A 12935-nucleotide genomic window follows, 5' to 3' on the forward strand; every position below is an offset into this window, starting at 1 on the left:
TCAGAACCGACGTCCCACTGATGCCCCCTCAGAACGCGGCGGTGGTCTGAGTGTTCGATCCCACGGAGGCCGGAGTCTTGGCGCGTGCGCCGCGATGCGGTACGGCATGATGCCGTGATGATCTCATCGATAGCCCCCGTGGTTCCGGCCGGCGGCATGAGCGGCGCCGACCAGCCGACCTTCCGACTCCCGAGCGGCTTCGTCCTGCGTCCCTGGCAACCCGACGACGCCGAGGTGCTGGTCGTCGCCGGCCGCGACCCGGAGGTACGGCAGTGGAACCGGACCGAGGACCTCACTGGGCGGACGGCGGGCGAGAAGATCGCACGGTGGCGGGAGGGTTGGCAGGCCGAGGTAGTCGCGATCTGGGCGGTCTGCGGGGCCGGCGGGGGCAGGCCCGTGGGGCTGATCGGCCTGGGGGACGTCGATCTCCGCGGTGGCGGCGCCGAGTTCCTGTACTGGCTCCTGCCCGCCGGGCGCGGTCACGGTGTCATGGTCGACGCGACGATCCGGATCAGCCGTTGGGCCGTGGACGAACTGGGATTGCACCGGCTGCGGATCACGCATTCCGTGGCCAACCCGGCGTCCTGCCGCGTCGCGACGAGGGCCGGCTTCCCCCTGGAGGGAGTGATGCGCAGCGCTCTGCTCCACGCGGACGGATGGCACGACGAGCACCTACACGCCCGGGTGCAGGGCGACCCCTGGCCCTCCGACTGACCCGCTGCAAAACGCGTGGGGAAGCGCGGCGTGAGCGGAGGGAAGCGCGGCGGGAGCGCCGCGCCGGCCCGGCGGTCAGGCGGGGTGGGCCCGGCGGTCAGGCGGGGTGGCCCGGTTCGAGGTCCTTCACGTCGCTGAGCCGGAGCAGTGCGGGTGTCCCCGTGACCGGCGGTGACTGCTCGGTGGGGGTCAGCAGGAAGCCCACGTGGTCACCGCCCTCGACGCGCTCCTCGATCCGCCCGACGAACCAGACGCAGGCATCCGTCAGCACCGGGCTGCCGTCGTCGCTCTCGTGCCAGGCGACCCGCTCGAACTTGTCCACGCGGTCGCCGGTCTCGCCGCCGAACCACTTCGCCAGCTCACGCTGCCCGCGCCTCAGCAGGTGCACCGTGAGGTGGGTCGCCCGGCGGGCCACCGCGTACGTGTGGTTGGCCGTGGACAGCCACACCATGTAGCGCGCCGGGTGGATCGAGCACTGCGAGGCGAAGCCGACCAGGCAGCCCGCGCGGTCGTCGCCCGCCGCCGTCGTGACCACGTACATGGGCACGTCCAGTACGTCGGTGAACGGATCCAGGTCCAGCTCCGCCATCGTGGCTCCTCACATCGTCGCGGCCCGGCCCGTCCGGGCTCGTCCCGGCATCCGGCGGCTACCCCGCCCCCGGGCGTCCAACCGCCCGCCCCTCCCCCCAACAGGTGGAGCACTTCGCCCGTCGGTGACATTGCGCCGAACGGCGGCAAGTCGCCGGCCCGCCGTCGCGAAGCGGGTAGCCCCCCGGACACGCGAACACCGGTGGCTCGGGGATCCCGGCACCGGGTCCGGCCCGGGCGGTCCGCTCGCGCGCAACCGGATCGCCGTCCACCGCCGCCGGGGGCTCGTCCATCCGACGCAGGGCGTGTTTCCGACGGGGCGGCAGGGGTGATTTCTGATGAGCACGTCAACCCCTCCCATCCAAGGAGTAGCCATGCGCATCCGCGCCGCAGTCACCACCCTCACCCTCGCCGCCACCATGGTCCTCGGGGGCGCCGCCACCGCGCTCGCCCACGACGACGACGACCACAACAGCGGCTCGGCGCACTACGGCGCCTGCCACCTGTCGGGTGCCATCATCCACGGCAACCCGGGCTTCGAGGGTGCCTGCGCGGGCGGCGCCATCGACTGGCACTGACCGTCCGAACGAGCCGCGTGGCCCGGAGTCCGCTCCGGGCCACGCGGTCGTGTGAACCGACGCCCGGGCGCCGGGCGTTCATCCATAGCCGACCGTCACCTTGTGGAATCCGAGCGAGCGCAGCAGGCCTTCCAGCATCGCCGTGGTGTTCTGCTCGGCGCGCGCGGCGAGGCCGCTGTCGCGGGCCGCCTCGGTGATGTGTTGTACGGCGAGCCGCTGTACGGCCTGTTCGCCGGCCGGGTTGTCGGAGAAGAAGTCGCCGAGCCGGTCCAGCAGGCCGCGTTGCTTCGACACCGCGTAGGAGCGGTTCGGGTCGAGGGCGGCCGGCCCGAGGGTCGCGTGCGGAAGCCGGATCGTGGCTTCGGTGCGGTCAGCGTTGACGGTGACGCTCCGCTCGCCGAGCCCGCCCAGTTCCACGTAGCCGCTGACCGCGCCCGCGCCGACGTACAGCGTGCGGGTGCCGCGGATGGCGTCCGGCAGGAAGGCCGCGTCCTTCTCCAGGTCGACCACCACCTGGAAGTTGCCGACGGCGCCCTCGTAACGGTGCATGTCCTGGATCGATTTGAGCAGCGCGGGGCCGGAGCGGTCCCGGGTGTCCTCGCCGAACAGACCGCCCAGGCCGGGGAACAGGCTGGTTCGTCCCACCACCACGACCAACGCCAGCAGCAGGGCGATCCCCCCGGCCACCAGGCCCCACCACGGCATCCTGCTCCGACGCGGCGGGGTGACCGACTGCTCGGGCGAACGCGAAGAGGTCTTCATGCCTCCCGTCTACCCCGTGAGCCCGTCCCCACCTCTGATCCCCACGCCCGTGTCACCCCAATGCGCCCGCGCCACAAGGGATTTGATCGGCGCCGTCACCCGGCGACCACCTCCGGGGCATGCGACCGGGCATTGCGGGCACATGCACACGATCCGACTCCGAAGAGGTGATGTGAGGTGATGCCCCCATGGCCGTGAGCAGTGGTCCGGCGGGACGGGCTTACGCGGCGGCGCGCCGGGCCGCCGCGTACGTCCGCAGCGGCGCCGTGTCGCCGGGCGCCGAGCGCGACGACCTGATCCGGCAGGCGAAGACGGTGGTGGCGGCGATGGTCGCCTGGGCCTTGGCGCACCGCCTCCTGCCGCCGACGGTCACCACGTTCGCGCCGTTCACCGCGATCGTCGCCCTCCAGGCGACGCTGTACCGCTCGGTGCGCGAATGCGTCCGGTATCTGGGGGCGATGGTGCTCGGCGCGGCGCTGGCCGCCGGGCTCGCCGCCGGCCTGGGCATCCACGCCTGGTCGTTCGGTCTGCTCGCCCTCTTCGCGCTCGTCGTCGGGCGGGTACGGCATCTGGGCTCCCAGGGGCTCCAGGTCGCGGTCGTCGGCTTCTTCGCCTTCACGGCCGGCCACGGCCGCATCGACTACATCGGCCATCTCGCCGGATCGGTCGCCCTCGGTGCGCTCTGCGGTCTGTCGGCGCACCTGCTGCTCGCGCCGGCCCGGCACGTCGGCCACCGCCGGCAGGCGGTGGCCGACCTCTACGGCGGGCTCCGGCAGGTGGTCACGGAGCTGGCGGCGACGACCGGTCGGGGCGATGCGCCGACCCGGGAGCAGGTCGTGCGGTGGCGGCGGGATTGTGAGCGGGTGGCGGCGGACGCGCCGCGCGTGCGGGCCTCCGTCGACGCGGAGGCCGAGAACAGCCGCCTCAATCCGCGCCGCGCGGACGGACGGGACCCGGACGCCCTGCCACGCGCCCAGGAGGCGGTCCAGGCGGCCGACCGGAGCGCCGCGCACCTGCGCTCCCTGCTGCGCAGCCTCTCCCACTCGCTCGACAGCGGTCATGACGCCCGTCTGCCGCGCCGGTTCCTGTCCGGGTACGGCGCCCTCCTGGACACGGTCGCGGCGGCGATGGCGGAGGTCGGCCGGCCCGCCCGGACCGATCTGCGGGAACTCGACGCGCTGGTCCGGGACGGGCTGTCCCTCGACGAGGACCTGGAGTACACCGTCCAGCAGGACCCCGGGGTGCCCGTCCCGGTGCGGACGCTGTGCGGCGCGCTCCTCACCGACGCCGGTCGCCTGCTCCACGAGCTCCGCGGAGCGCTGCCCGAACCGGCCCCCGCCTCCTGAGGAACGCGGGTGCGACCGGCACCGCCGGGGCGGTAACGCTACCGCGCCACGTCCATGTGGAGTCTGACGGTGGTTCCCCGCTCCGCCGTGGAACGGATCTCCACGAGGTCGCACAGCTGGTGGGCGAGCCACAGGCCCCGCCCGCCGATCTGGTCGGGGGCCGGCCTGCGCCGTCCGACCATCACGTCGGCGATGTGGCCGGAGTCGCGGAACTCGCAGAGGAACGTCGCCTCCTCGGCCCACGTGCGCAGGGTCCCACCGCCCCCGCCGTGCCGGATGCTGTTGGTCGCGATCTCGGTGACGGCCACGGCCAGCTTCGGCAGCCGCTCCGCGGACACTCCGGCGTCGGACGCGCACTGGGAGACCTTCGCCCGGATCGCCGCCAGGTCACCGTGCGTGTAGCTCATCTCCTGGTACGGGTCGCACGGATCGGCGAGCGCGTCGAAGGGGTACTCCCCGCCGACCACGTAGCCCTCGTTGCGTACGTACTGCCCGTCCTGGCGGATCAAGGGGTGGCAGCGGGACAGGGACAGCAGGGCGTCCCGGTCGCCGTCGCCGGCGTCGTAGGGGCAGAGCATCGACCAGGCGGGGCTCTGCGCGAACGCCCGGTTCAGGAGCCATTCGTGGTAGCGCATCTCGGAGAGTTGCGCGGCGCTGCGCGCCGTGCGCCAGGCGGTTTCGCCGATGCCCCGTACGGGCCGCCCGCCCTCGCCCCGCTCCCGCATCCACGCCTCCCAGACGGCGACGAGGCGGCCGGGGTTCGGTCCGATCGCCGAGGTGTCGACGAAGGTGACGGCGGGCTCGTCGGCGAGTTCGTCGCGCAGCAGGGACGTCTTGTCGGAGGGGACGGCGACCACCACCGCCTCCCCGCCGTCCAGGGCCTCGTGGATGAAGCCCAGGGTGCCGGACAGGAACTGCGCCTCCCCGTCGTAGGGGTACAGCTCGTGGCGGAACGGGACGCCCTCCCGTCCGGAGGGCAGCTGGGGCACGGTCTCGGTCATGCGGCCATCACCACCGGCACGCCGGGGGTCGCGTAGCCCGCCAGGTCCCAGCACAGGCGGACGGTGTCGTTGGCGCCTTCCACGATGATCCGGCGGTCCGGCAGGTGGCGGGCGGCGTCGACGAGCGCGTGCATTCCGGCGGCGTCGATCATCTCCAGGGTATCGAACCTGAGCCGCACCTTGGGGGTGTGTCGTACCGCTGCCCGTACCGCGGCGTTGAAAGCCGCCGCGCACTCCGAGTCGATCACTCCGTCTACGCTCCACCTGTCGGCGCCCGTGTTGAACATCCGGAAGGCCGGACGTTCCGCTCGGGTGCCCATCTCGTGCGGGTGCACACATGCCACCCGCTCCAGAGTAGGCGCGTCCCACAGTGACGGGCGGAACGCGCACACCACGATGGCGCCGCTCTCCGAGGCGAACTCGTCGAGCTTGAGCTCCTGGGCCAGCAGTTCCTCGGCGGCGTCGGCCGCCGTCGCGGGCATCCGCTCGGCCAGCACCCGCACGGAACGGAATCCTTCGCGGGCCGCGGTACGGGCCTCGCGGCGCACCGCGGCAAGGACCAGGTCGGCGTCGGCGGGACCGGGGAAGTCGAGGATCACGGAGGCGGGATACACGGCGTCGCGCGGGACACCCGAGGCGGCGCCGCCGGGGCCGACGACCACGAGCTTGTCCCCGTACAGGGCTCCGTCCGCCACGTAGGCCCGCGCGTCTGCGGCGAACGCCGTGGCGGGGTCCATGCGCCAGCAGACGTGGTCTCCGAGCTCGACCTCGTCCAAGGTAGCCAGTGCCCGCGCCGCTCTCACTCGTCCCCTTCCGGCCCTGCCGACCCGTCCGACCGACCCCGATGCGCCGGCCTCTTGGCCGTCACCGGGCCCCCGCCCCGATACGGCAGCCTACCGGCCGGTCCCGGGCGTCGGGAGGCCGTACCCGGCGGACCGCCGGCGAGGCGGTCCACGCCTTGCCACTGCCCGCGCCACCCGACGCCAACCGCCGGCGGGAGGGCGGACGGGGCGTGGGGCGTGGGCCGTGTGGCATGGGGCGTACGCGGGGTACGGGAGGCGGGCCGCGCCGGCGTGTTCGAGGGTGTTGTCCATGACACGGATCAGTACCCCCTCCCGTACCCGCCGCCCACGCCGGCTCGGCTACGTGGGCGCCGGGGCGGTGTTCGCCATCGGCATGGCCGGCACGACGCTGCCCACCCCGCTGTACGGGCTGTACCGGCAGGAGCTGGGGTTCTCGGAGCTGATGGTGACCTTGGTCTTCGCCGCCTACGCGGTCGGCGTGATCTTCACTCTCCTGGTGGCGGGCGGCTACTCCGACGACGCGGGACGCCGACCGGTCCTGTTCTACGCGCTGGGGCTGGGCGCCCTGAGCGCGGTCTGCTTCCTCCTGGAGGGCGGGCTTCCGCTGCTGTTCGCGGGCCGGGTGCTGTCCGGGTTCTCGGCCGGCCTGCTCAGTGGGGTGGGTACGGTCGCGGTGCTGGAACTCGCACCGCCGGAGCGCAAGGCGCGCGCCGGTCTGGTCGCGACCGCGGCCAACATGGGCGGGCTGGGCTGCGGCCCACTGCTCTCCGGGGTGCTGGCCGAGTACGCCCCCTCGCCGCTGGTGCTGCCCTTCGTCATCCATCTGGCCCTGCTGGCGGTCGCGGGCGCCGTGGTGCTGGCGCTGCCGGAGACGGTGGACGATGCCGATCGGTGGACGCGGCTGCGGCCCCGGGGCCTCTCGGTCCCGGCGTCGATCCGCGGGGTGTTCGTGCCGTGCGCGCTGGCGGCCTTCGCCGGATTCGCGCTGCTCGGGCTGTTCACCTCGCTGGCGCCGAGCTTCCTGGCCGAGACCCTTGGCGTGCACAACCTCGCGGTGGTGGGGCTCGTGGTCTTCTCGGTGTTCCTCGCTTCGACGGTGGGCCAGTGGCTGGTGGGCCACATGCCGGTGGCGCGGGCGCTGCCGTTGGGCTGCCTCATCCTGGTGGTCGGGCTGCTGCTGGTCGCCGCCTCGCTGTGGGCGGAGTCGCTCGCGCTGCTGGTGGCCGGGGCCGTGTGCGGCGGACTGGGGCAGGGTGTGGCCTTCCGGGCCGGGCTCAGCGCCGTGGGCGACGCGGCGCCGGCCGCGCACCGGGGCGCGACGATCTCCTCGTTCTTCGTGGTGGCCTATACGGGCATCTCGCTCCCGGTGGTGGGGGTCGGCGCCCTGACCCTGTGGCTGGGGCTGGTCGGCGCGGGGCTGACGTTCAGCGCGTGCGCGATCGTGGTGACCACCGCCACGGGCCTGTACCTGCTGCGGCACCAGCCCCCCTCGTCGTGAGGCGCGGGGTCACGGGGTCCCGAGGTCTGACACCGCCCTGCCGCCCGCCGGCGCCGTCGCCCGCTGGTGGGACCCTGAAACTGGGACCGCGAACGGCGGGCGGAGAGCACATGGGAATCCCCACGGATCCGGGCACCGGTACGGGTACCGGCACCGGTGCGACCCCGGAAGGCGGCGGCGCCACGGGAGGCGGCGGCGCCGGGCACCGGGCCTCCCGGGCGCTGACGGCGTTGCGTACCGGAACCGGCGCGCTGCCCGCCGCGGCCCGCCGGTCCGTGCGCGTCACCCTCGCCGCGTGCGCCGGCTTCTACACGTTCCTGTACCTCCTGGGCCTGCCGGTCCCCGCCACCTACGCGCTGTTCGCCGCGGTGGCGCTGGCCGTACTGTCCCGGATCCCGGGCACGGGACGGCAGCGGTCGGCGCAACTCCTGCGGGTGTTGCCGGTGGCGTGTGTGCTGGTCACCCTCGGCACGCTCCTCGCCGTGCGGACCTGGGCCGCCGTGGCCGGCATGCTCGTCATCGGGTTCTGCCTGGCCTTCGCGTCCGCCGCCGGACCGCGCCAGGCCGGGGCCTCGCCCGGGCTCCAGTTGCTCCTCATCCTGCCGTGCTTCCCCCCGTACGCCCCCGAGGATCTGGGCGAGCGCCTCGTCGGCACGGTCGCCGGTATCCTCCTGCTCACCCTCGCCGAGGCGTGGGTGCTGCCCGATCCGCCCGTGCCCTCCTACCGCGACCGGGTGGCCGGGGCGGCCGAGGTCGCGGCCCGGTGCGCGACCGTGCTCGCGGCGCCGCCCTACGTACTGTCCCGGGCGGCGGCGGACGAGGCCGTGGCCGCCGGTGACGCCCTGCGGCCGTCCCGCTGCCCGGAAGCGGAGCGGCCCGCCGGCCCGGGAGTCCGCGAGCGGGCGCTGGCCCACACCGGCCTCGCCGCGCGCACTCTTCTGGCCCGGTTGCACGCCCTGCCCGTCCTGTCGGCGGACGCCGCGCCCCTGACGCAGAGCCGCGGCCTGTTGCGGGGCGTGGCGGCGGCGGCGCGGGAGAGCGGCGCGCTGGTGACGGCCCTGTCCGCCGACCCGGCGCGCGCCCGCGAGCTCGACGGCGAGGCCGCGCTCGCCCTGGGGCGGGCGCGCGCCGGGGCGGCGGCCGCCCCGCCCCCGCTGCCGGTCGAGCGGCGCGGGCAGGCGGGCGTGCTGGAGGTGGCGGACGCCGCGCTGGTGCTGGGCGAGGCGGTGGACATCGTCGTCCGGGGGCACCACGCCGCCCACGAGCAGCGCGACGCGGGGCGTTTCTGGTACGCCCGACACCGGGCGCCCTATTTGTGGTGGCACCGGCTGGCCGCTCACGTGGGACCGAGGTCCGTGCACTTCCAGAACGCCGTACGGATCGCCCTCGCCCTCGCGGTCGCCCGGACGATCGCGGGGCTGGACACCTTGCCCCACGGCTTCTGGGCCATGCTGGCGGTGCTCAGCCTGACCCGCACCACCGCCGTCCAGACCCGCCACACCGTCCGCAGCGCCTTGATCGGCACCTGCCTGGGCGCGCTGGCGGCCGGCGCCGTCCTCACCCTGGGGGGCCCGGCCGGCACGGTGTACGCGTTCCTGCTGCCGCCCCTGATGCTCTTCGCCTTCGCCACCGGCCCGTTGCACGGCGTCGGGTGGGGGCAGGCGATGTTCACGAACGTGGTGGCGATGGTCTTCGCCCAACTGTCGCCCTCCGATTGGCATCTGGCCGAGTACCGGTTCCTTGACGTGCTCATCGGAAGCGGAATCGGTCTGGCATGCGCTCTGTTGGCGTGGCCGCGCGGTGCGCACGACGAGTTGGGCCGGGCCGTGGCCCGGTTGCTGCGGGCCGCCGCCGGGGAGGTCGCCGCCACCACCCGCGGCGCCGGCGGGCCCGCCGGACCCGAGAACGGCGACAACCCGGAGAACGCCGAGGTCCTGCGCGCGCTGACCCTCGCCGAGTCCGCGTACGCGCAGTACCAGGGCGAGGCCCAGCGGCCCGCCGGGCCGGGACCGGACTGGCACAGTGCGCTGATGGCCGGTCACCACGTCCTGTGGGGCGCCCGGCGGGTCCGCGCGTCGCCGGGCGGCGTGCCGCCCGCGCCGGTCGCGGAGCGGCGGCTGCGGGAGTACGGCGGGTGGGTGGCCGAGGGGTTCCGGACCGCGTCCGAGCGCTACGACGTGTCCCGGAGCGGCACCGCGCCGCCGGGGCGGTCCCCCGCGGGCGCCGGGCCCCAGGACGCGGACTCCTCCCTCGACGCTCCCCCGCGCTACTACACGGCGCTGGCCTGGCTCGACTCCCTCACCGCCGACTTGGTCCGCATGGCGGCGTCCCATCCGGCGCAGCGCCGGCCGCTCCCGCCGTGACGCCGTCGGCGGTGGCCGCGAGGCGGGCCGCCCGCAGGGTGAGGTAGTCCCGTTCGGGGAGGCTCGCCGTCCGCCGGGCGGCGGTGCGGTAGTCGGCGACGGCGGCCTCGTGGTCACCGGCCAGCTCGTGGAGGTGGCCGCGTACCGCGTACAGGCGGTGGTGGTCCCGTAGCGACGGGACGGCGGCGAGCAGGGCGAGTCCGGCGCGCGGGCCGTCGACCATCGCGGTCGCGACGGCCCGATTCAGGGTGATCAGCGGATTGTCGGACATTCGCTCCAGGACGCCGTACAGGGCGAGGATCTGCGGCCGGTCGGTCTCCCGCGCGGTCGGGGCCTCGTCGTGGACGGCTGCGATGGCCGCCTGTACCTGGTAGGGGCCGACCGGGCCCTTCGGGAGGGCCGCGGTGATCAGGGCGACGCCCTCGGCGATCGCGGCTGCGTCCCAGCGGGTGCGGTCCTGCTCGGCCAGGGGCACGAGCTCGCCACCGGGCCGGGTGCGGGCCGGACCCCGGGCGTCGGTGAGGAGCATCAGCGCGAGCAGTCCGGTGACCTCGCCGTCGTCCGGGAGCAGCGCGTGCACGGCCCTGGCCAGGCGGACGGCCTCCCGGGCGAGCTCGACGCGTCGCAGGTCGGGGCCGGCGCTGCTGGTGTAGCCCTCGTTGAAGATCAGATACAGCACGTGCAGCACCGCGTCCAGCCGCGCCGGCCACTCGTCGGCGCCCGGCATCCGGAACGGCACCCCCGAAGCCTTGATCTGCTGCTTGGCCCGGCTGATCCGCCGGCCCATGGTGGTCTCCGGCACCATGAAGGCGTGGGCGATCTCCCCCGTCGTCAGGCCGCCCACGGAGCGGAGGGTGAGCGCGATCGCCGAGGCGGGCGAGAGCGCCGGGTGACAGCACAGGAACAGCAGGGTGAGGGTGTCGTCGTGCGCGGCCCCCTCCTCGGCGTCCGCGGGCGGCGCGGCCTGCCGGTCGGCGGGCACGCGTGCGGCCACCAGGTCCTCGCGGCGGCGGCGCGCCTGCTCGCCGCGCACCTGCTCGGTCATCCGGCGGACGGCGACATGGATCAGCCAGCCGCGCGGGTTGTACGGCAGGCCCTCCTCGGGCCACTGGCGGGCGGCGTCGAGGAGGGCCTCCTGGACGGCGTCCTCGGCGGTCGCGAAGTCGCCGTAGCGGCGGGTGAGCACGCCGACGACCTGCGGCGCGAGCGAGCGCAGCAGGTCCTCGACGGTACGGTCGGGCGTGGTCACAGCTCGGCCGGCGGCGCCGACATCACCTGGCGCACCTCGATCGGCATGTGCAACGGCCGTCCGCCGGGCCCCGGTGCCGCGGAGACGTACGCGGCGATCTCGACGGCCCGCTCCTCGCTGTCGCAGTCGACGATCCACCAGCCGGCCAGGAACTCCTTCGTCTCCGGGAACGGTCCCTCGGTGATGACCGGCGTGCCGCCGGCGTGCGAGCGGACGATCCGCGCGGTCTCGGGCCCCGCCAGTCCCTGGGCGTCGACCAGCTCGCCGGCCTCGGCCAGCTTCCGGTTGGTCTCCTTCATGAAGTCGATGTGGGCCCGGAATTCCTCGGGCTTCCACTCGGCGATCCCCGGGAAGTCGACGGTCTTCTCGCTGAACTGCATGAGCAGCATGTACTTCATGGTCCGTGCCTCTTCTCTCAGGTGCACCGGCCCCCGCTCGGTCGGAGGGCCGCTCTCACGGGGAGGTAGAAGCAGATTGCGGCATTGCGACATCCCCGACGGGACACTCCCAAAAAAGTCGGCGGATGGGGGAAGTCGCCTCCATCGCGGCGTCGCCCTTGGCCGGGCGACCGGGCCGGCCCCATCGTCGCGTACCGCTGAGCGGGCCGGCGCGGGCGGTGCCAGGGTGGGACCTGTGGTCCCACGGGCGACCGTGGGGCCGGCCGAGCACTGCGCTGACAGCGAGGAGGCTGACGATGACCGAATCCGCGGCCGGCGGGTCCTATTCGAACGTGGTCGTGTCCCCCGTCATGGCGGGCAGCCCGCCGTTTCGGATCGTGCAGGTCTGCGGGGAGGTGGCGGGCCGGGCGCACGACGTGATCGACGTGATCCATCTGCTCCGGGCCGTCGGCATCCCGCACCCGGACCTCGACGACCCGTCGGTGGTGCGCTGGGAAGGCGGCGACAAGTTCACCTGGGGCGTGCGGGGCAAGTGACGGGAGAAGCCCACCGGCCCGGCGAGGGGGGCCTCGGTGACGGTGCTCCGGCCGTCTTGGACTCCGTCGGCGGGGCGAGGCCTGGGCGCCGTGCCAGGCGGCCGGTCAGCCGTTCAGCGCCGCCATCAGCTCCGGGGCGTAGCGGTCGCCCGAGACCGCGCCGTGCGGGGCGACGGCGTCGAGGGCGGCCAGGTCGGCGTCGGTGATCGTCACCGCGGTGGCGGCGACGTTCTCCTCCAGGTAGCGGCGCCGCTTGGTGCCGGGGATGGGCACCGCGCCCTGGCGCAGCGTCCAGGCGAGGGCGAGCTGCGAGGGGGTGACACCCTTCTCGGCCGCCAGGCGGCGCACCTGGGCGACGAGGGCCAGGTTGCGGTCGAAGTTCTCGCCCTGGAAGCGGGGGTCGGTGCGCCGGAAGTCGTCCGGCGCGAAGTCGTCCGGGCTGGTGACGGCGCCGGAGAGGAAGCCCCGGCCGAGCGGGGAGTACGCGACGAGGCCGATGCCGAGCTCGCGCAGGGTCTCCAGTACGCCGTCGTGCTCGATGCCGCGCTCGAAGAGGCTGTACTCGGTCTGTACGGCGGCCAGCGGGTGTACGGCGTGGGCGCGGGCGATGGTGGTCGGCGCGACCTCGCAGAGGCCGATGTGGCGCACCTTGCCGGCGGCCACCAGCTCGGCCATGGCGCCGACGCTCTCCTCGACGGGGACGGCCGGGTCGACGCGGTGCAGGTAGTACAGGTCGATGTGGTCGGTGCCCAGGTGACGCAGGGAGCGGTCGGCGGCGCGGCGGATGTACTCGGGAGTGCCGTTGTGGCCGCGGAATTCGCCGTGGTCGCTGAACTCGACGCCGGTCTTGGTGGCGACGACGGCCGCCTCCCGGCGGCCCTTGAGCGCCGTGCCGAGGAGCTGTTCGTTGATGAAGGGGCCATATCCCTCGGCGGTGTCGAGCAGCGTGACGCCCAGTTCGAGGGCCCGGTCGATCGTGGCGAGGGACTCGGTGTCGTCCGTGGCCCCGTAGTGGGCGCTCATGCCCATGAGGCCGAGGCCCTCGGCGCCGACGGTGAGTCCCTGGTTGCCCAACGTGCGCTTCTCCATGGTGTTCCCT

13 protein-coding genes are annotated in these 12935 nt (G+C 74.2%); 6 read left to right on the top strand and 7 right to left on the bottom strand.

The window, feature by feature from the left end; translation table 11 throughout:
• Positions 1 to 117: 117 nt before the first annotated feature.
• Positions 118 to 714, top strand: a complete 597-nt coding sequence (locus ABZ934_RS00005) for a GNAT family N-acetyltransferase (RefSeq protein WP_361306788.1) — start codon at positions 118 to 120, stop codon at positions 712 to 714.
• Between the two features lie 97 nt (positions 715 to 811).
• Here ABZ934_RS00005 and ABZ934_RS00010 read toward each other — a convergent pair whose 3' ends face one another.
• On the bottom strand, positions 812 to 1303 hold the full coding sequence (locus ABZ934_RS00010; protein WP_361306790.1) for a flavin reductase family protein: 492 nt from the start codon (positions 1301 to 1303) through the stop codon (positions 812 to 814).
• Positions 1304 to 1676: 373 nt separating this feature from the next.
• On the opposite strand from ABZ934_RS00010, the gene ABZ934_RS00015 reads away from it, so the two are divergent.
• The gene (locus tag ABZ934_RS00015; RefSeq protein ID WP_361306792.1) at positions 1677 to 1880 is read left to right on the top strand and encodes a hypothetical protein; all 204 of its coding nucleotides are present in this window, start codon (positions 1677 to 1679) and stop codon (positions 1878 to 1880) included.
• Between the two features lie 78 nt (positions 1881 to 1958).
• On the opposite strand, the gene ABZ934_RS00020 is transcribed toward ABZ934_RS00015, so the two are convergent.
• On the bottom strand, positions 1959 to 2642 hold the full coding sequence (locus ABZ934_RS00020) for a DUF4230 domain-containing protein (RefSeq protein WP_361306794.1): 684 nt from the start codon (positions 2640 to 2642) through the stop codon (positions 1959 to 1961).
• 188 nt (positions 2643 to 2830) lie between these two features.
• On the opposite strand from ABZ934_RS00020, the gene ABZ934_RS00025 reads away from it, so the two are divergent.
• Positions 2831 to 3988: an aromatic acid exporter family protein gene (locus ABZ934_RS00025; protein ID WP_361306796.1), complete on the top strand. Its 1158-nt coding sequence runs from the start codon at positions 2831 to 2833 to the stop codon at positions 3986 to 3988.
• A gap of 38 nt (positions 3989 to 4026) precedes the next feature.
• On the opposite strand, the gene ABZ934_RS00030 is transcribed toward ABZ934_RS00025, so the two are convergent.
• Both ABZ934_RS00030 and ABZ934_RS00035 read right to left on the bottom strand, forming a co-directional pair.
• The gene (locus ABZ934_RS00030; RefSeq protein ID WP_361306798.1) at positions 4027 to 4989 is read right to left on the bottom strand and encodes a sensor histidine kinase; all 963 of its coding nucleotides are present in this window, start codon (positions 4987 to 4989) and stop codon (positions 4027 to 4029) included.
• Positions 4986 to 5765: an MEDS domain-containing protein gene (locus tag ABZ934_RS00035; RefSeq protein ID WP_361306800.1), complete on the bottom strand. Its 780-nt coding sequence runs from the start codon at positions 5763 to 5765 to the stop codon at positions 4986 to 4988. The genes ABZ934_RS00030 and ABZ934_RS00035 overlap by 4 nt, the downstream gene beginning before the upstream one ends.
• 316 nt (positions 5766 to 6081) lie before the next feature.
• Between ABZ934_RS00035 and ABZ934_RS00040 the strand changes: the two genes are divergently transcribed.
• Positions 6082 to 7290, top strand: a complete 1209-nt coding sequence (locus tag ABZ934_RS00040; protein ID WP_361306801.1) for an MFS transporter — start codon at positions 6082 to 6084, stop codon at positions 7288 to 7290.
• Positions 7291 to 7400: 110 nt separating this feature from the next.
• Positions 7401 to 9653 carry an FUSC family protein gene (locus ABZ934_RS00045; protein WP_361306802.1) on the top strand — a complete coding sequence of 751 codons (2253 nt, stop codon included), beginning with the start codon at positions 7401 to 7403 and terminating at the stop codon, positions 9651 to 9653.
• Here ABZ934_RS00045 and ABZ934_RS00050 read toward each other — a convergent pair.
• The gene (locus tag ABZ934_RS00050; protein ID WP_361306803.1) at positions 9589 to 10902 is read right to left on the bottom strand and encodes a sigma-70 family RNA polymerase sigma factor; all 1314 of its coding nucleotides are present in this window, start codon (positions 10900 to 10902) and stop codon (positions 9589 to 9591) included. The genes ABZ934_RS00045 and ABZ934_RS00050 overlap by 65 nt on opposite strands.
• Positions 10899 to 11300: a YciI family protein gene (locus ABZ934_RS00055; protein ID WP_361306805.1), complete on the bottom strand. Its 402-nt coding sequence runs from the start codon at positions 11298 to 11300 to the stop codon at positions 10899 to 10901. The genes ABZ934_RS00050 and ABZ934_RS00055 overlap by 4 nt, the downstream gene beginning before the upstream one ends.
• Before the next feature lie 296 nt (positions 11301 to 11596).
• Here ABZ934_RS00055 and ABZ934_RS00060 point away from each other — a divergent pair, with 296 nt between their 5' ends.
• Complete coding sequence (locus ABZ934_RS00060) at positions 11597 to 11836, top strand: hypothetical protein (RefSeq protein ID WP_361306807.1); 240 nt, start codon at positions 11597 to 11599, stop codon at positions 11834 to 11836.
• A gap of 105 nt (positions 11837 to 11941) precedes the next feature.
• Here the strand turns inward: ABZ934_RS00060 and ABZ934_RS00065 are convergent, their stop codons facing one another.
• Complete coding sequence (locus ABZ934_RS00065) at positions 11942 to 12925, bottom strand: aldo/keto reductase (RefSeq protein WP_361306809.1); 984 nt, start codon at positions 12923 to 12925, stop codon at positions 11942 to 11944.
• Positions 12926 to 12935 lie beyond the last annotated feature (10 nt).

The sequence above is a fragment of the Streptomyces sp. NPDC046557 genome, from assembly GCF_040645975.1.
In the GTDB taxonomy this organism is placed as follows: Bacteria; Actinomycetota; Actinomycetes; order Streptomycetales; family Streptomycetaceae; genus Streptomyces.

Bases quoted from the DNA above. Each gene is read 5' to 3' on its own strand.
- ABZ934_RS00005 (WP_361306788.1), top strand. From the start codon at position 118: ATGATCTCATCGATAGCCCCCGTGGTTCCGGCCGGCGGCATGAGCGGC.
- ABZ934_RS00010 (WP_361306790.1), bottom strand. From the start codon at position 1,303: ATGGCGGAGCTGGACCTGGATCCGTTCACCGACGTACTGGACGTGCCC.
- ABZ934_RS00015 (WP_361306792.1), top strand. From the start codon at position 1,677: ATGCGCATCCGCGCCGCAGTCACCACCCTCACCCTCGCCGCCACCATG.
- ABZ934_RS00020 (WP_361306794.1), bottom strand. From the start codon at position 2,642: ATGAAGACCTCTTCGCGTTCGCCCGAGCAGTCGGTCACCCCGCCGCGT.
- ABZ934_RS00025 (WP_361306796.1), top strand. From the start codon at position 2,831: ATGGCCGTGAGCAGTGGTCCGGCGGGACGGGCTTACGCGGCGGCGCGC.
- ABZ934_RS00030 (WP_361306798.1), bottom strand. From the start codon at position 4,989: ATGACCGAGACCGTGCCCCAGCTGCCCTCCGGACGGGAGGGCGTCCCG.
- ABZ934_RS00040 (WP_361306801.1), top strand. From the start codon at position 6,082: ATGACACGGATCAGTACCCCCTCCCGTACCCGCCGCCCACGCCGGCTC.
- ABZ934_RS00045 (WP_361306802.1), top strand. From the start codon at position 7,401: ATGGGAATCCCCACGGATCCGGGCACCGGTACGGGTACCGGCACCGGT.
- ABZ934_RS00055 (WP_361306805.1), bottom strand. From the start codon at position 11,300: ATGAAGTACATGCTGCTCATGCAGTTCAGCGAGAAGACCGTCGACTTC.
- ABZ934_RS00060 (WP_361306807.1), top strand. From the start codon at position 11,597: ATGACCGAATCCGCGGCCGGCGGGTCCTATTCGAACGTGGTCGTGTCC.
- ABZ934_RS00065 (WP_361306809.1), bottom strand. From the start codon at position 12,925: ATGGAGAAGCGCACGTTGGGCAACCAGGGACTCACCGTCGGCGCCGAG.